Raw genomic sequence first — 20041 nt, forward strand, 5'->3', positions numbered from 1 at the left:
GGTCTCAGTGTTAACTATGCCTTAATGTTAACTACGCCTTAGAGTAAACATCGCGCTCGCCTAGCCAGCGGTTGATGATCGCCTTGGCGTTGTCTGGGTAGCTATCGTGAATATGACGCGCAATACGCTGCACTTCAGGTATCAAACGTTGGTCACGAATTAGATCGGCGATCTTGAAATCAGCCAAGCCAGTTTGTTTGGTACCGAGCAATTCACCGGGGCCACGGATTTCTAAGTCGCGCTGTGCAATCACAAAGCCATCGTTACTTTCACGTAGCACTCCTAGGCGTTTCTGAGCGGTTTTAGACAGCGGTGAGTGATACAACAATACACAATGACTAGCGACCGAACCTCGGCCGACACGGCCACGCAGTTGGTGGAGTTGCGCTAGGCCAAGACGTTCTGGGTTCTCGATGATCATTAAGCTCGAATTCGGAACATCCACACCCACTTCAATCACGGTTGTCGCAACCAATAGATGCAGCTTGTTCTCTTTGAACTCTCGCATCACCGCTTGTTTCTCGGCGGGTTTCATACGGCCATGGACTAAACCAATTTTTACGTCAGGCAGTTTGCGTTGCAGCTCTTCTGCCGTATCAGCTGCAGCTTGAGCTTCCAGCACTTCCGATTCATCAATCAGCGTACACACCCAGTAGGCTTGTTTGCCTTCATTGAGACACGCATTTTTCACACGTTCAACAATGTCATCGCGCTTGGTATCAGGAATCGCTACGGTTTGAATTGGTGTTCGTCCCGGTGGCAGTTCATCAATAATAGAAGTTTCGAGGTCGGCATAGGCCGTCATTGCTAATGTTCGTGGGATTGGGGTGGCGGTCATGACCAACTGATGGGGGTAGTAGCCTTGCTTTGCGCCTTTCTCACGCAGTTCTAATCGCTGGTGAACGCCAAATCGGTGTTGCTCATCAATGATCACTAAACCAAGGTTTTTGAACTCGACATGCTCTTGGAATAGCGCATGAGTACCGACCACCATTTGCGCTTCGCCGCTGGCAATACGTGTTAGTTCCGTTTCACGAGCTTTGCCTTTGAGTTTGCCCGCTAGCCAGCCGACTTGAATGCCCATCGCCTCAAACCAGTTAGCAAAGTTAATCGCGTGCTGTTCTGCGAGTAGTTCAGTTGGTGCCATAAGTGCTACTTGCTGACCATGTTCGAGTGCGCGAACGGCTGCCAGTGCGGCGACTAAGGTTTTACCTGAACCTACATCACCCTGTACTAAACGCATCATAGGGTGTGGCTTTTCAAGGTCGGCTTCGATCTCTTTAGTCACCCTTACTTGAGCATTGGTTGGTGAAAACGGAAGTTGAGCTAACAACTTATCTTTGAGGATGTTTACCGGAGGGAAAGGCATCGCTTTGTCTTGCTGCCCTTTACTACGAACAGACAGCATCGATAGGTTTTGCGCCAGTAGCTCTTCCATAATCAGGCGCAGCTGCGCAGGGTGTTTACCTTCATCAAACAGCTCTAGGTCAATGCCTGGAGGAGGCCTGTGAATGGTATGCAGTGCTTGCGCGAGTGTTATTTGGTGGTCGTATAAACCGGATGGGAGAAGCTCGTTAACTGCGGCCTTGTCGATTAACTCTAAAGCTTGATCGGTAAGATTACGCAGCGTGACTTGTCTTAGCCCTTCGGTGGTTGGGTACACCGGAGTCAGATTGGCTTCAACGTCTGGCTGTTGCCTCGGCGCAAAGAATTTGTAGTCAGGGTGGACGATCTCAAGCCCCATATTACCGCGCTTGATCTCACCATAAGCATGCACTTGTTTGCCTTCGGCAAAGTTATTCTTCATGCCTGCAGTGAAGTTGAAAAAACGTAGGGTAATAGTGCCATTACCATCACTGATCTTTACTGCGAGCATCTTACGTTTGCCGAAAATGGTATCGACGTGCATTACCTTGCCTTGCACTGCTGCCCATAAACCAGCATGCAGTTTTACGATTGGATAGATACGCGTTCGATCTTCATAGCGCAAAGGCAGGTGAAATAGCAGGTCTTGTACATTGTTAAGCCCAACCTTCTCTAGTTTCTCTGCGACTTTAGCGCCGACTCCAGATAAAGAGTTGAGAGGGATAGCAGATAAAAGCTGTGACATAACAAGGCTCATAAACGTAAGAGAGATAATCTATTCAAGCATTTTACTGGATTTTTGTACAGGGTAAAGCTTAGAAGCAGATGAGGGATGAGAGTGAACGATATGCGAAGGTAATAAGAGCAGATGCGGGGTACGGGTAAACGAGATACGAAGGATCAAGGGCAGAGACGAGGTACGAGTAAACGGGGTATATAGAAAACAGGACAGTACAAAAAATTAAAGCAGACTCGAAATACGAAGAGTTGAGGTGGTGAAAAGCTTTTGCTCTTCGCATCTCGAGACTCGTATCTCTCATCTGCTTTATTTATTTGCTTTTAGATCAGTTCTTACGACGTTTTACTTTCAGCGCGTGTGGCATCACACGTAGCTTTTTCATAATACTTGCAAGATGAACACGATCTTTGGTCGTCAGCAAGATAGTCACTGTGTACAGGCGTCCATCACGTTCTTCGGTTGAAATACCGTGAATGTTTGAGCCCGTTTTCGAGATAACGTTCGTTAACTCTGCCAGTGCACCTTGGTGGTTCTGGATGTCGATCTGAAGTTCAGCTGTGAACTCTTGATCGTAATCGTCAGACCATTCTACCGCCATGTATTTGTCTGGTTCTTTTTGGTAGCCACGAACGTTTGGACACGTTTCGCGGTGAACCACAAGGCCACGACCTGGAGATACATGAGCAATGATGTGATCGCCTGGGATCGGGTGACAACAATTTGCAAAAGTCAGTAGTAGACCTTCAGCTCCGCGGATAGCTAGTTTCTTCCTAGGCGCATCGCTGTTGTTTTTCACTTCAGTCAGTTCGTCAGCATCACCCAGTAGGCGACGAGCAATGACGATACTCATCAGCTCGCCAAGACCAATCGATGCTAGCAAGTCTTCAACGCTTTCTAGGCGTAAGTCAGACAATACATGCTCGAGGTTCTCTTGGCCGATATCGGCAATAGAGTGTTCACCAAGTGCGTGATTCAGTAGACGACGACCTAGGGTAATCGACTCTTCACGGCGCATTGTCTTCAGAACCTGACGGATCTTAGTACGAGCGCGTGAGGTCACCACGTAGTTGAGCCATGCTGCATTTGGACGTGCGCCCGGAGCACTGATGATCTCAATGGTTTGACCGTTCTTCAGCGATTTGCTGAGTGGGTAAGGGTTCATGTCGACACGAGCCCCTACACACATGTTGCCCACATCGGTATGCACCGCGTAAGCAAAATCGACCGCTGTTGCACCCGCAGGAAGTTCGACGATGCGACCTTTCGGCGTGAACACGAAGATCTCATCTGGGAACAGATCAGATTTAACGTTTTCAATGAATTCGAATGAGTTACCTGCGCTTTGTTGCAGCTCAAGTAAGCTCTGCATCCAACGCTGTGCTTTAACCTGTGCGGTTGTCCCGTTGCTACTGCGTGAGCCACTGCCTTTGTAAGACCAGTGCGCCGCGACGCCTTTATCGGCCATTTGCTCCATATCTTCGGTACGGATCTGAACCTCTACAGGTACCCCGTGAGGGCCGATCATTGACGTATGAAGAGATTGGTAGCCGTTGGCTTTTGGTACCGCAATGTAATCTTTCATGCGGCCCGGACGTGGCTTGTACAAGCTGTGAGCCTGGCCAAGTGCGCGATAACAAGTGTCTGGGGTATCAACCACTACGCGGAAAGCGTAGATGTCCATAATGGTGTGAAAGCGCTGTTCTTTGGTTTTCATCTTGTTATAGATTGAGAACAAGTTCTTTTCACGACCTACGACGCGAGCAGACAAACCGACTTCTTCAAGACGGCCTTCAATTTCGCTATGGATACGTTGGATCATTTCCTTACGGTTACCACGCGCAGCTTTCACTACATTTCTGAGTACGCGATAACGGTTAGGGTAGAGGGCTTCGAAGCCCAACTCTTCTAGTTCGGTCTTGATGTTATGAATACCAAGACGGTGAGCTAGCGGAGAATAGATCTCTAAAGTTTCACGAGCAATACGACGCTTTTTGTCAGGACGAAGTGCCCCAAGCGTACGCATGTTGTGAGTACGGTCAGCTAATTTGATCAAGATAACGCGGATGTCTTGCACCATGGCGAGAACCATCTTACGGAAGTTCTCTGCTTGCGCTTCTTTGCGATCACGAAATTTAAGCTTATCCAGCTTAGATACACCATCAACCAGTTCAGCAACGGTATTGCCGAATTGAGCTTCTAGCTCCTCTTTTGTAACTTCAGTATCTTCAATTACATCGTGGAGTAGTGCGGCTTGCAGAGTTTCGATATCCAGACGCATTTCTGCCAGGATTCTTGAAACAGCAACAGGGTGGATTATGTATGGTTCACCCGTTGAACGGGTTTGCCCTTCATGGGCATTTCTCGCTACCACATAAGATTGACGCAGAGCCTCAATTTGAGGCTCTGTTAGGTATTCTTGGGCAACGTCTTTGAGGCTATCGAATAGATACAAATTAAAGGCCCGGAAGGTTAATTAGTTCGAATGACGTTGATTCTATCAGCGAGTGTGAGCGATGCTGCTTACTGCTGCAAGTTCAGCCGCTTCTTGCTCTTGTTGCTCTTGACGCTCACGAGCATCTAGTACGTCTTTAGTGATAAGACCTTCTTCGATTTCGCGAAGAGCGATAACCGTCGGCTTATCGTTTTCTTCAGGCACTAGTGAATCTTTGCCGCCAGTTTGCATTTGACGTGCGCGGCGAGCCGAAATAAGAACTAGGTCGAAACGGTTGCCAACTTTTTCAACAGCGTCTTGAACAGTTACGCGTGCCATGAGGACTCCAAATAGTAATTAACTAATAAATTTTATATGACGAGAAAGTATACAAGTTTAACTAGAGACTTTCTAGCTCACCGTATACTTATCTCAATGGAAAATCCAGTTATACCCATCACAGTAAATAAGTGATCATAAAAAGCGCCGGAAAAAGGCTTGAGAACAAGGCAGCTCTAATCGACAAAGAGTTTCGATAAGTAGTGACCCTACAATCAAAAATTATAACGACGTTATCAGGCTTTTTAGCAAGCTAGAATGACCAGTTGTTTACTACGATTGGTATCAGAGATTATTCCGCTAGTAGTGCTGTAAGCATGCCGCTGTATTTAGCTGCTTGCTTATCTTCTTTCAAACGTTCCGCACGAATGATTGCTCTGAAGTCCATTAAGGCTGCATCAAAGTCATCATTCACGATCACATAATCGTATTCTGCATAGTGAGAAATCTCTGATTTTGCTTCGCTCATGCGTTTCGCAATAACTTCGTCGCTATCTTGACCGCGAACATTCAAACGACGCTCTAGCTCACCATTTGATGGTGGAAGAATGAAGACACTCTTCGCTTGAGGCATTTGTTCACGGATCTGACGAGCACCTTGCCAGTCGATATCTAGGAATACATCGATACCGCGGTTTAGGTTTTCTTCAATCCAAACACGTGAAGTGCCGTAGTAGTTGCCGAACACTTCAGCGTACTCTAGGAACTCACCTTTCTTAATCAGGTCTTCAAAGTGATGTTTCTCTACGAAGTGGTAGTGAACACCATTCTCTTCACCAGGGCGCATACCGCGAGTGGTGTGTGAAACAGATACCTTCATTGCGTAGGTTGGATTGGTTTCCAGCATTGCTGAGATCAAGCTCGATTTACCTGCGCCACTAGGTGCAGATACGATGTAAAGAGTACCTATGCCCATCTGTATATTTCCACTGTTGGTTGGATTGAGTGAAGGCGATAAACCGACACTATAAAAGATAGCACTGACCCTAATTTTTGTTCCGGTGGTGCATCTACTAATTGTTCCGGTGGTTACATCTATAAAGAGATAACGAGTGAAACCAATAGAGACAACTGGTGAAAATTAGGTCAGAAAAATGGAGGCGAAGAGTAGCATATTTAGATGATTGAGAACAACTGGCTTGATCGTTATTTATCAGCGAATGATCTTTTCAAGGATCTTTGTATAACTGCAATGGCTCGTCATCTTCACTTTTTTATGTGATCTGGACAAAATTTGTTGAAGTTTTAATCTCAATCCTTACAATCCGCGCAAACGATTAAATGCTGTATATATCTAGTGATATGGACTAGATGTTTCTACTACCGAGCCTACCTTGGTGACTACAGTTTTTAGTGTAGAGACCCCTCTATTCTCACAGCATTTGAATCTCAAATTTCTTAATTTATTACATAGGTTTTGTTGTGAATACCGACTCCACCCTGAAAGCCCAGAAAACGTCTGGCTCGCTTGATACCCTGTTCAAACTCTCAGAGAGAAAGACCACGATCAGCACTGAGCTATACGCAGGTTTTATTACCTTCCTAGCGATGAGTTATATCTTGGCGGTTAACCCAGCAATTCTGGGGGGCATCCCGGGGATGGACAAAGGGGCTGTATTTACGGCTACCGCTCTTTCTGCTGCTATCGCAACGCTTATCATGGGTATTTGGGGTAACTACCCAGTCATGCTAGCTCCGGGCATGAGTATGAACGGATTCTTCAAAGGTCTACTGTTAAGCGGTTCTGTGGCGGTACTTTGGAATGAAGCGCTATTTGGTATCTTCCTATCCGGTATCCTTTATCTCGCTTTCTCGTTGACCAATATCCGTAAGTCGATGATTGAATCAATTCCTGAAGATTTGAAGCTAGCGATTACCGTATCTCTCGGCTTATTCATTGCTTTCTTAGGCCTTAAGAATGCAGGCATCATTGTTTCTAACCCGTTTGTACTGGTTGGCTTAGGTGACATCTCAGACCCACAAGTGGTTATCGCTTATGTGAGTATCTTCATCGCTCTGGGCTGTATGGTTCGTGACATTAAGCTGGCAACGTTTATCTCGTTTGTTTCAGCGATTGCATTGACGATTTTGGCTGATGTGTTTTTAGGTACATCAAACGCACCAATCCCAGACCAATTTTTTTCTATGCCACCAAGTATGGCGGGCAGCTTTGGCGCTATCTTTGATTTCTCAGCTTTTACGCCTGAGAAAATGTTCGATTTGTTGTTCATCGTACTTATCTTCCTGATTGTCGATTTCTTTGATGGCTTGAGCACGATTGTGGGTGTGGGCCGCGATGCAGGTATCATCGACAAAGACGGCAAGGTGCCAAACGCAAAATCGGCGCTAGTGGCAGATGCGGGCGGTACGGTGATTGGTTCGATTCTTGGTACCACATCGATTACTGCGTTCTCTGAATCGGGTATTGCTTCTTCTCAAGGTGCGAAAACAGGTTTAGCGGCAGTCATGGTGGCTGGCCTATTCCTAGTGTCTCTATTTCTATACCCAATCTTCTCTATCTTCTCAGCGGCAATGGTCGCGCCTGCGATGGTTGTGGTAGGCATCTACATGGTGGGTCGCCTTGGTCAGATAAACTGGGAAAAGAAAGAGTCACGCATTGCAGCCTTCTTCACCATCATGTTCACCGTTCTAAGCTTCTCTCCAGCAAACGGTATGGCGATGGGCTTCATCAGCTACGCATTCACGATGGTTGTGGCAGGTAAGCGCAAAGAAGTACACCCGCTTATCTACGGCCTGTGTGTGGTGTTCTTAACTTACCTAATACTGCTATAAGCCTAATGGCGAAATAACGTTTGTTAAGTAGCAGTCGTTAAGTAAAAGATAAATAGATGGCTCTGCAGTGAATGTGGGGCCATTTTTGTATCTGTTGTTTGTTAGTGTTGTTCTTACTGTTGGTTATCGATGCTTTGACAGTACGCGACTTATATTGATGCATGCTATTGTAGAGACTGGATTAATTATTTTTTGAAGAGTGACTATGCCTTCTAACTTACCTAAATCTTTTAGTAAGCCGTTTTTAAAAGTATTCCACATTATGGAAGCGGTATTGCTGGTGGCGATCACACTGGCGACCTTGTTTGCGATGGTCGAAGAGTTCATGCATGTCTTCGCTGAACGCCGAGTGCAATTGACCGACATTCTGCTGATGTTTATCTATTTAGAAGTGTTGGCGATGGTTCAGCAGTTTGTGATGAACGGTAAGATCCCTGTGCGATACCCAATCTACATTGCGATGATGGCAATTGCTCGTTACATCACTTTGGGCATGAAAGAACTCGATGCGGTATTGATCGTTTGGTTATCTTTAGCGGCATTTATCTTGGCCGCAGCAACACTCTTGATTCGTGTTGGGCATCATTACTGGCCATATGTCGATCTAAGAACCAAGCAGCCGGATGAGTAAATCAATCAGGTTATAAGCTAATAAGAGCCCAGCCATGTTGCTGGGTTTTTTATTGTCCCTTGTGAGTCTAAAAGACATAAAGATGTCTATTTTATTGTGTTATTTCCTTTGTCAATATGACTCTAATTGTTATTTTTTCCTTGCTGTATAAGGCTTTGTGTCTTGGCATGAATGTTGATTAGTAAGTATTAGACTCATATAAGGAACACGCTATGCATTTTGAAAGCACTCATTATAAACCTGAAATATTCTCCGAAAAGGTTGCACTTCTTGTTACTCGACTTCTCAAAAAGACACTTAACTTGTTTTATGGGAAACACTTAGCCAAACGAGCCATGTTGTTGGAAACCATAGCGGCGGTGCCGGGCATGGTGGCGGGAGTGTTCAACCACCTCAAAGCTCTGCGCCGCATGAAAGACGATGGTGGTTGGATCAAAGAGCTACTGGACGAAGCGGATAATGAACGGATGCATTTGATGATTTTCCTCACCGTTACCAACCCGTCCATTATAGAACGCATTTTAGTGATGCTATTACAGTTCATCTTTCTACTCATCTATGGCGTGATCTACTTAGTCTCATCTAAAACCGCGCATAGGATCGTTGGGTATTTTGAAGAGGAAGCTTGTAATAGTTACTCCGAATATATCTCGAAAATTCAAGATGGCACGTTGCCCAATCATCCCGCTCCTGAAATTGCGATTAAATATTATCACTTACCCGAGAATGCTACGTTTTTGGATGTGCTTTTCTGCATAAGGGAAGATGAAGCTAAACATAGAGATAAGAATCACGACATTGCCGATCTCTATAAAACCCAAGACTTACCCGATCATCAGTGCTAATCATCAAAAAGACATAATTATGACAAATAAAGCTCAACAACCAGAAAATAAGGTCGTCTTAATTACTGGTTCAAACCTGGGATGGGGTTGAGCTTTTCTATGCATACTAGGAATACGGACTTACCTGAGGGGGAGTGCTTAGAGAGTCGTACTATGAGTAAATTTCTTAAGATCAAAGCGTTATAAATGAGCTTAATGGCGTAGTAGGGCTGTAATTTAAGCCAACCGAACAAAAAAACATCAATTATTTTCAAATAAAGCTTTACAACCCGACCCAGATCACCAAGAATGGCCTCGCTCTGTTTTCAGAGTTATTAAATGAAACATCAGTTGTAAAGTAAAACCCTTAGTATTGCTTCATTGTTATTCTCAGTGTTTCCCTTGGCTTCATAGATACATTAAATAATTCAAGCTTTCAGCGCATCGCACTTTTGGCGATTAATTTTTTATTTTTATATAAGGGACACATCATGTCTAACAAAACAAACGGCGTAGTAAAATGGTTTAACGAAGAGAAAGGTTTCGGTTTCCTAACTCAAGACAACGGCGGCGCTGACGTATTCGTTCACTTCCGTGCTATCGCTTCTGAAGGTTTCAAGACTCTTAAAGAAGGCCAACAAGTGTCTTTCGAAGTAGAGCAAGGCCAAAAAGGTCTTCAAGCTGCAAACGTTGTAGCTCTATAAGATTTTAAGTCGGCGCAAGTTGCAATAGCAACTTGCGCCACTTTCTCCCTTAAATCTTTCCCCTCTAGTTCCACCTGTAATACCCCCTTCAAAATATTCTAAAATCCTTTGTTACATCCGCTTCTCTGTTTTATCTATAGCTGTATCTATCTCTTGCTCCAAACAAATCTCCTGCGTAACAACCTGCTCAACTTGCTCATCCTGATTGTCATTATTGTATCCATAAAAAAAGCCCCTAAAACTAGGAGCTTATCTTGATCTAATCAACACTGATTCAGCTAACGGCTATTCACAGCATGTTACTGACAAACTGTTATTCAATATTCTGGATCTGCTCGCGCATCTGTTCGATAAGAACTTTAAGCTCTACGCCTGATGCTGTGATGTCTGTGCTGATAGACTTAGACGCTAGCGTGTTTGACTCACGGTTGAACTCTTGCATCATGAAGTCAAGCTTACGGCCACAAGCGCCACCTTTCTTCAATACGACATTTGCTTCTTTCACGTGAGAGTCTAAACGGTCTAGCTCTTCTGCTACGTCTGACTTTTGTGCTAGCAGGATAAGCTCTTGCTCAACACGAGAACCTTCCAGTTCAATTTTTGCATCTTCAAATTTGGTAAGAAGACGCTCACGTTGCCACTCTAGGATCTCAGGCATACGTGCACGAACTTTCACTACTTCTTCAGTGATTGCATCTAAGCGCTGTACGATGAGCGCCTTCATGTTCTCACCTTCACGAGCACGAGCATCAATGAACTCTGCGATAGCATCGTTGAATGCTTCTAGCAGGTCTTTGTTGATGGCATCCATGTCTTGCTCTGGCGTTTCCATCACGCCAGGCCAGTTCATGACTTGGAATGGGTTCAAACGGCTGTCTTCACCTGTCATCGTCATTACTTGGTTCGCAGCATTGATTACTTGTTGAGCTAAACCTTCGTTAATGCTTAGCTCGCCTTTCGCTGCTGGGTTTGCTTCGAAGCGTAGGTTACATTCAACCTTACCGCGCGCTAGACGCTTACGGAAACGCTCACGCAAGATCGGCTCTAAACCACGGAACTGTTCAGGCATACGGAAGTAAGTTTCAAGGTAGCGTTGGTTTACACTACGGATTTCCCATACTGCTGTACCCCAATCGCCTTTTACTTCTTTGCGTGCGTACGCGGTCATACTATAAATCATCGAATTTTCCTGTCTTTTATCATTCTGAAAATAACGCGCACGCATAGTATCACGATACGGGGTGCACCCGAAGCCTGTCGCTTTTCCGCGATAAATAGCCTTTCACGGTAAGTATCTTTGAGTCGCAAGTCGCTTTAAGTCGTAAGTCGCTTTGAATGGTAAATAGATTTGAAAGATAAACTGCTATATAATCTTGCCCCAATCAAAACTGTCTCACCCCTTTCTTAGGTGATGCACTCTTTCGATAGTAAATCACTTCAGACTGTTAATAAGGTAGATACCAATGCGTCCAAATGACCGCGCTGTAGATCAAATTCGTCCAATTAAAATTACTCGTAACTACACGGCTTATGCTGAAGGTTCTGTATTAGTTGAGTTCGGTAACACTAAAGTTCTATGTAATGCGACGGTAGAAGAAAACGTACCGCGTTGGTTAAAAGGCCAAGGAAAGGGTTGGGTAACGGCTGAATACGGCATGCTGCCACGTGCAACGCACACTCGTAACCGTCGTGAAGCGGCGAGCGGCAAGCAAGGTGGTCGTACGATGGAAATCCAACGTCTGATCGCTCGCAGCCTACGTGCTGTTGTTGACCTGAAAGTAATGGGTGAAATCATGATCACTGTCGATTGTGATGTTATCCAAGCAGACGGCGGTACTCGTACTGCTTCTATCTCAGGTGCAAGCGTTGCAATGGCTGATGCTATCAACAGCTTACTTGCAAGCGGTAAACTGAAAAAGAACCCAATGAAAGGCCACGTAGCGGCAGTTTCAGTGGGCATCGTTGGTGCACAAGCACTGTGTGACCTTGAGTACGTTGAAGACTCAGCAGCTGATACCGACATGAACGTTGTAATGACGGAAGACGGTAAGATGATTGAGATTCAAGGCACCGCAGAAGGCGAACCGTTCAGCCACGAAGAGCTGATGCAGCTTTTAGCCCTGGCGAATAAGGGCATTATCGATATCGTCGAAGCGCAGAAAGCTGCGTTGGCCGACTAGTTTCTAGATAGCTCCCACATTGGGGGCTATTTTTTTATCTTCTTCGTATTCGCGCCCTCCGCGTTGTTAACTGTGCTTACTCACCCGAATCACTTACTACTCGTAAGCTCACGGGTTTCGTAAGCTTGTTGCCTAGCGGAAAACACGACTACTAAGAAGATACTAAGAAGAGTTTAAGTTAATTAAGTTTTATTGGATAAACGTAGAGGAAAAACATGAAAGCATATCAACGTGAATTTATTGAATTTGCACTAGAGAAAGAAGTACTTAAGTTTGGTGAGTTTACTTTAAAGTCTGGCCGTAAGAGCCCTTACTTCTTCAATGCTGGATTGTTTAATACAGGTCGTGACCTAGCACGCTTAGGTCGCTTCTACGCAGCAGCATTGGCAGATTCAGGCATTGAGTTCGACGTACTATTTGGCCCTGCGTACAAAGGTATCCCAATTGCAACGACAACAGCGGTTGCACTCGCTGATCACCACGATTTGGACACGCCTTACTGCTTCAACCGTAAAGAAGCGAAGAACCACGGTGAAGGTGGCAACCTAGTGGGTAGCGAACTTGAAGGTCGCATCATGCTAGTGGATGACGTGATCACTGCTGGTACAGCGATCCGTGAGTCGATGGAAATCATCCAAGCAAACGGTGCTGACTTAGCGGGTGTGCTTGTTGCTATCGACCGTCAAGAGAAAGGCAAAGGCGAATTGTCTGCGATTCAAGAAGTAGAGCGTGACTTCGGTTGTGCGATTATCTCAATCGTTAGCCTGACAGACTTGGTGACTTTCCTTGAAGAGAAAGGCACAGACGCAGCACACCTAGAGTCAGTAAAAGCGTACCGCGCTCAATACGGCATCTAATTCGTAAACTGAAGAAGTTGAACCTGATGGTTTAGCGCTCTAGGTTAAGAATCGAAAAAGCAAAAAGGCCCGAGAGAGATAACTCTTTCGGGCCTTTTACTTTTCTATTGAGATGAGCTGCTTTCTTATCTATTTATAACGAATACCGCGCTCAATTTCTGGGTCTTCCATGGTTTTGAAACGCTTGTGCAGCCACATCCATTGCTCTGGCGCTCGCAAAATAATCTTCTCAAGATAACGGTTTAGATAAGCGGCCGCGGCTTTTTCATCTTTGCGTGGATAGTCATCTTCGATGGACTCATCCGCCATGATTTCATACTTACCATCGGCATTTCTAAAACCAGACCCCGGAACAAGTGCACATCGGCTAGTGTAAGCCAGAATACTGGTGCCTGTTGTGGTACACGCATCTTCTACTGCGAAGAAAGGCACAAACACAGACTTGTTACGGCCATAGTCATGATCCGGCAGATAGAAAAGGATCTCACCCTGACGCAGGATTCGAATCATACGCTTCACGTCTTTACGGTGGATAAGACGGTTGCCGTTCTGAGTACGACCACGGTATTGAATGAACTCGTAAGCTGGGTTGTTATGCGGGCGATAAACACCTAAACCAGAAATACCAAGAACGGCCATTGCTCGCGCAGTGATCTCTAGATTCAAGGCATGTACACAGCACAACAAAACACCTTTACCGTTGGCTTTGTGAGTGCGCAGTGTTTGGGTGTCTTTATCAACTAGGATTCTTTTGAAACGCCACGTCGGCCAAAACCAGGTAATACCGGTTTCGATCAGTGCCATGCCGGTATTTTTAAAGTTTTCACTGACCATAGCCGCGACTTCATCAGCAGGCTTATCTGGGAAGGCGAGTTCCAAGTTACGTGTTGCGACCGCTACGCGCTTTTTACCATAGCGAGCCCCAAGAGAGCCCAATGAACGACCTAGCAGTAATAATATACGGTAAGGGAGAACATTAACGATAAGCGCCAATAGCCCAAAACCGAACCACACTCCCCAGTATTTAGGGTGGAGTAGTGCCAGAGTAAAAGGTGGCTTAGTAATAACGTGTTGTGCCGTACTGTTTGTCGGAGAAGTTTTCGTCGTCATAACCATCACTTAAGATTTGATTGCTACTTAATTTGATTGCTACTTAATCTGAGCGCTCAGCAGTGCCCAATAAGCATCAAAGTTTTCTGTCGGTTGATATTTGAAGTCAGAACGTACAAATCGATTCAAGCTGCCTTCAACCTGACCGAGCAGTTGAGCCGCTAAGATCTTCTCATCAACAGGGAATGATTTCCCTTCACGAAGCTTCCTTTCACGCAGGATTTGTCGAAGTTGAGTCTCAATGCGCTCAAAAAGCTGATTGATGCGTTCACGCAGGCGCTCATTCTCAAACATTAGGGCATGGCCCGACAAAATACGAGTCAAACCAGGGTTGCGCTCAGAAAAGACTAAGATTAGTTGCATCACGAGGCGGATACGCTCAAGAGTGTCTTTTTCTTCATCGAGAATACGGTTGATTCGAGACATCAACGCTTCTTCAATGAACTCAATTAGGCCTTCAAACATGCGAGCTTTGCTTGGGAAGTGGCGGTAGAGCGCAGCTTCAGATACGCCGACTTGCTTGGCCAACTTTACCGTTGTGATACGAGAAGCACCTTCGGTCGATTCCAACATTTGTGCGAGAGCTTGTAGGATTTCTTCACGACGGTTTGATTTTCGAGTACCAGCCATCTATTTACTTCCTTTCCTAAAGATGAGGATTGAGTGAAGCAGGATTATAAACACCATTCAATTCTGTTTCCTAGTTTTGTGAGCCCTAGGTCAACAGAATCGAGAGGTGTCAGCACATTGTCAGAGCGAAATCGTATATTTATTCGACAATAAGTTGTTGGATCTGATCGAGGATCTGGAAACCAAGTGTGTCTTTGCTATCCAGTGGCAGAGATTTATCACCGTCTTTCCAATAAAGGTGCAATTCATTACTGCTGCTGTTGAATCCTTGTCCTTCGACAGAGACATCATTAGCACAAATCATATCGAGGTTCTTTCTTTCCAGTTTGCCGCGCGCGTACTTCTCAACATCTTGAGTTTCTGCAGCGAAGCCAACAGTAAATGGGCGACCTTCCGTCATTGAGGCGACAGAAGCGACAATGTCTGGGTTCTTAACCATTTGAATGGTCATGTCGTCTTTACCATCGACCTTTTTAAGCTTTTGGTCTGCAATGGTCTCAGGGCGGTAATCGGCCACCGCGGCGCAGCTGATGAAAATATCGTGTTGAGCTGCGTTGGCAGTAACGGCATCAAACATCTGTTGTGCGCTGTCGATATCAATGCGATTGACCTTGTTTGGCGTCGCAAGTGAAACAGGGCCACTGATTAGAGTCACTGTTGCGCCTTGTTTAGCGGCCGCTTCAGCCAGTGCATAGCCCATCTTGCCTGAGCTATGGTTGGTAATGTAACGCACCGGGTCGATGGCTTCACGAGTTGGACCCGCAGTAATCAACACCGAACGGCCAGCAAGCGGCTTAGGTTGGAAGAAGTCTTCACAACGGTGCACGAGCTGCATTGGTTCTAGCATACGACCCATGCCGACATCACCACACGCTTGTTCGCCTGCGGCAGGGCCCCAGATTTCACAGCCACGACGTTTTAGCGTCGCGATGTTCTCTTGAGTTGCAGGGTGGCTGTACATCTGTTGGTTCATTGCCGGAGATACCGCAACTGGCGCATCGGTTGCTAAAAGCAAAGTGGTCAGTAGGTCGTTACCCATGCCTGCGGTCATGCGCGCAATCAGGTCAGCGGTTGCCGGTGCTAATAATACCAGGTCAGCCCATTTCGCTAGCTCGATGTGCCCCATGGAAGCCTCAGCAGCAGGATCAAGCAAACTATCAGATACTGGCCTTCCAGAGACGGCTTGCATGGTGAGAGGAGTGATGAACTCCTTGGCTGCATTCGTCATCACGACTTGTACTTGCGCCCCACGTTCAATTAAGCGTCGAGTCAGTTCGGCACATTTATACGCAGCGATACCACCACTAATGCCAAGTAGGATTTTTTTCCCAGCTAGGCCTTGTAGGTCAGCGTTATCCAGTTGATTAACCAATGTTTGCATGATTCTGTTCCTTAATTTCTCTGGGACTTACGATATCAGAACAAAGGATTAGTGCCTAGAAGCAGAATTCGAACAGACTTGATGCTCATCAAATTGGTGTTATCAAACTTATCAATTACACGGTTTTGCTAGCGACTCGTTTCCTTTTCTCTTTATCAAAGGATCTCTGGTTGCAAGCTCATTAAGCTGACGGATCGTATTCATGACCCTAAATAGCCTTTATATGCCTATAAGTAAGATGCCTGTTGAGTCGATGCCAAGAGAAAAGTTACTGAGTCGAGGGCCAGATTCTCTAAGTGATGCGGAGTTGTTAGCGATATTTCTTCGAACGGGCACACAAGGAATGAATGTTTTAGAGCTTTCTGACAAGTTGATCAAAGATTTTGGTTCACTGCGCCAACTTTTTTCTGCAACCGAGACTGAGTTTTGTGCTCATAAAGGGATGGGGCAGGCGAAATATGTCCAGTTGCAGGCTGTTTTAGAGATGACGCAACGTTATTTGGCAGAGACTTTATCTCGAGGGGATGCACTCACTAGCCCAAGCCATACCAAGTTGTATCTTTCGAGTATATTGCGCGATCGCCAGCGAGAAGCCTTCTATATCTTGTTCCTAGATAACCAAAATAGAGTAATAAAGGATGAAGTGATGTTTGAAGGAACCATCGATGCCGCATCAGTTTACCCTAGAGAAGTAGTGAAACGGGCACTTCATCATAATGCAGCAGCATTAATCCTAGCGCACAACCATCCTTCTGGTGTCGCGGAGCCAAGCCAAGCAGATAGGCGAATTACACGCAGATTAACCGACGCATTGGCGCTGGTGGACATCCGAATTCTCGACCATTTTGTGGTTGGAGATGGCGAAGTTATCTCTTTTGCAGAACGCGGATGGATTTGAATCACATTTTAGGTTGTTAGTTGCGTTAAATCTGCTATCATTCCGCCCACATTTTAGAACCTTAAATCAGCTCTGATTACTCAAATAGCTGCCCTGTTCAAAAAAAGATCACGAAATCCTTAAAAAGGATCTGTTCGGGTCTTGAGCAATGCATGTCAAGTTAGTATAATACGCGACCTTTGATAGCCTTGAATGGATTTTCCATTATGGTTTTTACCTCTATTTTCAGAATTGATAGAGAGGTTCGGCCACCAAGGTTGATATCGAGCTGAAACGATTTGGAGAGACATTCATGTCCCGAGTATGTCAAGTAACTGGTAAGCGTCCAGTAACGGGTAATAACCGTTCACACGCACGCAATGCTACCAAGCGTCGTTTTCTGCCGAACCTACAAACTCACCGTTTCTGGGTAGAGAGCGAAAAACGTTTTGTTAAACTACGTCTAACTGCTAAAGGCATGCGTATTATTGATAAGAAAGGCATCGATGCTGTTCTTGTTGATATCCGTGCACGTGGCGAAAACGTTTAAGAGGAATTAAGCAATGGCTAAAGGCATTCGTGAGAAAATCCGTCTAGTATCTTCTGCTGGAACTGGTCACTTCTACACAACTGACAAGAACAAGCGTAACATGCCAGGCAAATTTGAGATCAAAAAGTTTGATCCAGTAGTTCGCCAGCACGTTATGTACAAAGAAGCTAAAATCAAGTAATTGATAGCCCCTTTGTCTCTTCTTTTTATAGAAGAATAAATTAAAAACCCAGCTTATAGCTGGGTTTTTTTATGCCCAAAATTTAGGAAGCCCCATTATTTTGAGAGGTCTAAGGTTTTTTGATAAGCCTAAGCTTTTTCGAGAAGACTAAGTGTTTTTTGATAGACGTAAGTTTCATTGGCTCAATTTGGCACCTACCGCACAGACATTACACTTGCCGATGGGCTTATGTGATAGAAAATAGCGCAACATAGAAAGTATCGCCTTTTTCACGATATACTGAACACTCAATAGGTTAGATGAGCAGAATCAGATGAGATATCGTGGACGCCGATGGAACAACATACTCATGTTTCAGTGTGATTGCTTTTATTGGGGTGTTAAACCTTCCAACATTGATCAAAGCTTATTTGATCGAGCCCGAACCTGAAGTTACGGTCAGCAGCCCTTATCCTTCTCTTTTAAATCCAGCAGCTGAGCTTCAAGCTTTGCACTTTGCTAATTGGTCAGTTGTGCTAGAAGACGATCACTGGGTTTATCAATTTAAAGATACAACACTTCCTCAAACTACCAGTGCACAAGAGTTGTCGCAGCGATGGAAAGAGCTTGTGGGTACCGAAGTCGATTCTCAAACCTATACCGACCTCTCACCACAACTGAATACCCCGCACACCATCGAGGTGTGGTAATCAAGATCAAGAAGAACCACAACGCATTACCTATTATCAACTGCCTCAGTTCTGGCTGCTAAAAAACTGGAATGATCAGTGGTTGGCGGTGTCTATTGAAGAGAGCTACTTGTTTCCAAGTTTTGGCTCAGACCAGTCATTTAAGTCAGACAAGCTATCTATATCAGAAAAATCACCTAAATCGGACGACTAACTATGCCTGAATTACCCGAAGTTGAAGTAAGCCGAATGGGGATCTCGCCTCATTTAGTCGGTGAGAAAATTAAAACTCTGACTTTTCGTACACCTAAATTGCGTTGGGATATCCCTCAAGAACTTAAGCGATTAGAAGGGCAGGTGATTCGCTCTATTTTCCACGCCGAGCTAAGTACCTATTGATAGAAACTGATACCGGAACAGCCATTGTTCACCTTGGGATGTCTGGCTCACTGCGCGTGTTAGATGCCGATTTTCCAGCGGCCAAGCACGATCACGTGGATCTTAAGTTAACCAATGGCAAGATATTGCGTTACAACGATCCGCGTCGCTTTGGTGCGTGGTTATGGTCGGCGCCTGATGAATACATACAGTATTACTGGGTTCTGGTCCTGAGCCACTAACTGACGACTTCAACGCAGATTACATTGCTGAAAAAGCAGAAAAGCGTAAAGTTGCCGTCAAACAGTTCATTATGGACAACAAAGTGGTGGTCGGCGTGGGAAATATCTACGCCAATGAAGCGCTGTTTTCTTCACGAATCCATCCTTTGCGGCCAGCAAGCAAAGTGACAAAAGAAGAATGGGCCTTGTTAACCAAAAGAGATCAAACAAGTACTCGCTACCGCCATCAAACAAGGCGGTACTACACTCAAAGATTTCGCACAAAGCGGATGGCAAGCCGGGGTATTTTGCTCAAGAGCTACAAGTGTATGGGAAAGCCGGTGAAAAGTGCCCTAACTGTGAAGCTCTAATTCAAGAGTTAAAAATAGGGCAGAGGAATACGTTCTTTTGTGAAGAGTGCCAAGTTTAAAAAACTGAACTTACGTTAACTTTTTACTGCTAGTAGATATGCGGGCTAGTCGCTACAATTACATTAATGATACGAATTGAGAATAGTAGAATGAAATATTTAGTAACTGGCGTTGCCGGTTTTATCGGCTCCGCAGTGTCAGAGCGACTATGTGCGGCAGGACATGAGGTTATCGGTATTGATAACTTAAATGATTACTACCAAGTCTCTTTAAAACATGACCGACTAAAACGCATTGAACATGAAAACCTGACTTTTATCGAGCTGGATCTTGCTGATAGAGAAGGCATGGCAACGCTGTTTGCTGGCAAAAGTTTGACCGTGTTATTCATTTAGCGGCACAAGCTGGCGTTCGTTACTCAATTGATAACCCGATGGCGTATGCCGATAGCAACCTTGTTGGTCATTTAGCTATTCTTGAAGGCTGTCGCCATAACAAGGTTGAACACCTAGTTTACGCTTCATCGAGCTCTGTTTATGGCTTGAATCAAAAAATGCCATTCCATACAGCAGACAGTGTTGATCACCCGATTTCACTATACGCCGCGACTAAGAAATCGAATGAATTGATGGCGCATACCTACTCTCATTTATATGATGTACCGACGACAGGCCTGCGCTTCTTTACCGTTTACGGACCTTGGAGCCGCCCTGATATGGCGATGTTTAAGTTTGCGAACTTAATTGTGGCGGGTAAACAGATCGACATCTATAACAATGGCGACATGATGCGTGATTTCACTTATATCGAT

Annotated in this window: 17 protein-coding genes, 3 pseudogenes and 1 riboswitch; of the genes and pseudogenes, 12 read left to right on the forward strand and 8 right to left on the reverse strand. The window is 45.2% G+C overall.

What is annotated here, in order from left to right; genetic code table 11:
- Positions 1 to 31: 31 nt before the first annotated feature.
- The 4 genes from recG to gmk all read right to left on the reverse strand — a co-directional run bounded on the left by recG (position 32) and on the right by gmk (position 5790).
- Positions 32 to 2110, reverse strand: coding sequence for an ATP-dependent DNA helicase RecG (gene recG / locus AACU28_RS24075; RefSeq protein ID WP_121603676.1), 2079 nt, complete (start codon positions 2108 to 2110; stop codon positions 32 to 34).
- Positions 2111 to 2429: 319 nt separating this feature from the next.
- Complete coding sequence (gene spoT / locus AACU28_RS24080) at positions 2430 to 4556, reverse strand: bifunctional GTP diphosphokinase/guanosine-3',5'-bis pyrophosphate 3'-pyrophosphohydrolase (protein ID WP_004735646.1); 2127 nt, start codon at positions 4554 to 4556, stop codon at positions 2430 to 2432.
- Positions 4557 to 4601: 45 nt separating this feature from the next.
- Positions 4602 to 4874 carry a DNA-directed RNA polymerase subunit omega gene (gene rpoZ / locus AACU28_RS24085; RefSeq protein WP_004735648.1) on the reverse strand — a complete coding sequence of 91 codons (273 nt, stop codon included), beginning with the start codon at positions 4872 to 4874 and terminating at the stop codon, positions 4602 to 4604.
- 292 nt (positions 4875 to 5166) lie between these two features.
- Positions 5167 to 5790 (reverse strand): guanylate kinase, encoded by a 624-nt coding sequence (gene gmk, locus AACU28_RS24090; protein ID WP_004735650.1) that lies wholly within the window; start codon positions 5788 to 5790, stop codon positions 5167 to 5169.
- 348 nt (positions 5791 to 6138) lie between these two features.
- Positions 6139 to 6238, forward strand: a riboswitch (purine riboswitch).
- A 58-nt stretch (positions 6239 to 6296) separates the two neighbouring features.
- Here gmk and AACU28_RS24095 point away from each other — a divergent pair.
- The 4 genes from AACU28_RS24095 (at position 6297) to cspE (ending at position 9826) form a co-directional block, all read left to right on the forward strand.
- Positions 6297 to 7667, forward strand: coding sequence for an NCS2 family permease (locus AACU28_RS24095; RefSeq protein ID WP_102497575.1), 1371 nt, complete (start codon positions 6297 to 6299; stop codon positions 7665 to 7667).
- A 205-nt stretch (positions 7668 to 7872) separates the two neighbouring features.
- Positions 7873 to 8298, forward strand: coding sequence for a phosphate-starvation-inducible protein PsiE (locus tag AACU28_RS24100; RefSeq protein WP_017079068.1), 426 nt, complete (start codon positions 7873 to 7875; stop codon positions 8296 to 8298).
- A gap of 212 nt (positions 8299 to 8510) precedes the next feature.
- Entirely contained in the window at positions 8511 to 9143 is a 633-nt protein-coding gene (locus tag AACU28_RS24105; protein WP_108151267.1) for an alternative oxidase, read from the forward strand.
- A 470-nt stretch (positions 9144 to 9613) separates the two neighbouring features.
- The gene (cspE, locus tag AACU28_RS24110) at positions 9614 to 9826 is read left to right on the forward strand and encodes a transcription antiterminator/RNA stability regulator CspE (RefSeq protein ID WP_004735656.1); all 213 of its coding nucleotides are present in this window, start codon (positions 9614 to 9616) and stop codon (positions 9824 to 9826) included.
- Positions 9827 to 10139: 313 nt separating this feature from the next.
- Here the strand turns inward: cspE and AACU28_RS24115 are convergent, their stop codons facing one another.
- Positions 10140 to 11006, reverse strand: coding sequence for a YicC/YloC family endoribonuclease (locus AACU28_RS24115; RefSeq protein WP_004735725.1), 867 nt, complete (start codon positions 11004 to 11006; stop codon positions 10140 to 10142).
- Between the two features lie 283 nt (positions 11007 to 11289).
- Here AACU28_RS24115 and rph point away from each other — a divergent pair, with 283 nt between their 5' ends.
- Both rph and pyrE read left to right on the forward strand, forming a co-directional pair.
- Positions 11290 to 12006 (forward strand): ribonuclease PH, encoded by a 717-nt coding sequence (gene rph, locus AACU28_RS24120; RefSeq protein ID WP_102503118.1) that lies wholly within the window; start codon positions 11290 to 11292, stop codon positions 12004 to 12006.
- 215 nt (positions 12007 to 12221) lie between these two features.
- Positions 12222 to 12863: an orotate phosphoribosyltransferase gene (gene pyrE / locus AACU28_RS24125; protein ID WP_121603677.1), complete on the forward strand. Its 642-nt coding sequence runs from the start codon at positions 12222 to 12224 to the stop codon at positions 12861 to 12863.
- 129 nt (positions 12864 to 12992) lie between these two features.
- On the opposite strand, the gene lpxL is transcribed toward pyrE, so the two are convergent.
- From lpxL to coaBC, 3 genes are all read right to left on the reverse strand, one after another.
- Entirely contained in the window at positions 12993 to 13973 is a 981-nt protein-coding gene (gene lpxL, locus AACU28_RS24130) for an LpxL/LpxP family Kdo(2)-lipid IV(A) lauroyl/palmitoleoyl acyltransferase (protein WP_029405243.1), read from the reverse strand.
- Positions 13974 to 14012: 39 nt separating this feature from the next.
- Positions 14013 to 14603 carry a nucleoid occlusion factor SlmA gene (gene slmA / locus AACU28_RS24135; RefSeq protein ID WP_016768952.1) on the reverse strand — a complete coding sequence of 197 codons (591 nt, stop codon included), beginning with the start codon at positions 14601 to 14603 and terminating at the stop codon, positions 14013 to 14015.
- A 139-nt stretch (positions 14604 to 14742) separates the two neighbouring features.
- Entirely contained in the window at positions 14743 to 15984 is a 1242-nt protein-coding gene (gene coaBC / locus AACU28_RS24140) for a bifunctional phosphopantothenoylcysteine decarboxylase/phosphopantothenate--cysteine ligase CoaBC (protein WP_108180977.1), read from the reverse strand.
- 223 nt (positions 15985 to 16207) lie between these two features.
- Here coaBC and radC point away from each other — a divergent pair, with 223 nt between their 5' ends.
- The 6 genes and pseudogenes from radC to AACU28_RS24170 all read left to right on the forward strand — a co-directional run.
- On the forward strand, positions 16208 to 16882 hold the full coding sequence (radC, locus tag AACU28_RS24145) for a RadC family protein (protein ID WP_026012282.1): 675 nt from the start codon (positions 16208 to 16210) through the stop codon (positions 16880 to 16882).
- 292 nt (positions 16883 to 17174) lie between these two features.
- Entirely contained in the window at positions 17175 to 17411 is a 237-nt protein-coding gene (gene rpmB / locus AACU28_RS24150) for a 50S ribosomal protein L28 (protein ID WP_004728407.1), read from the forward strand.
- A gap of 13 nt (positions 17412 to 17424) precedes the next feature.
- Positions 17425 to 17592, forward strand: a complete 168-nt coding sequence (gene rpmG, locus AACU28_RS24155; protein WP_002535344.1) for a 50S ribosomal protein L33 — start codon at positions 17425 to 17427, stop codon at positions 17590 to 17592.
- A 313-nt stretch (positions 17593 to 17905) separates the two neighbouring features.
- Positions 17906 to 18474, forward strand: a pseudogene (locus AACU28_RS24160) (hypothetical protein).
- Positions 18475 to 18476: 2 nt separating this feature from the next.
- Positions 18477 to 19289 (forward strand): annotated as a pseudogene (gene mutM / locus AACU28_RS24165) (bifunctional DNA-formamidopyrimidine glycosylase/DNA-(apurinic or apyrimidinic site) lyase).
- A 90-nt stretch (positions 19290 to 19379) separates the two neighbouring features.
- A pseudogene (locus tag AACU28_RS24170) lies at positions 19380 to 20041 on the forward strand (NAD-dependent epimerase/dehydratase family protein); the annotation flags it as partial.

The organism is Vibrio sp. SBT000027, from assembly GCF_963894355.1.
Taxonomy (GTDB): domain Bacteria; phylum Pseudomonadota; class Gammaproteobacteria; order Enterobacterales; family Vibrionaceae; genus Vibrio; species Vibrio splendidus.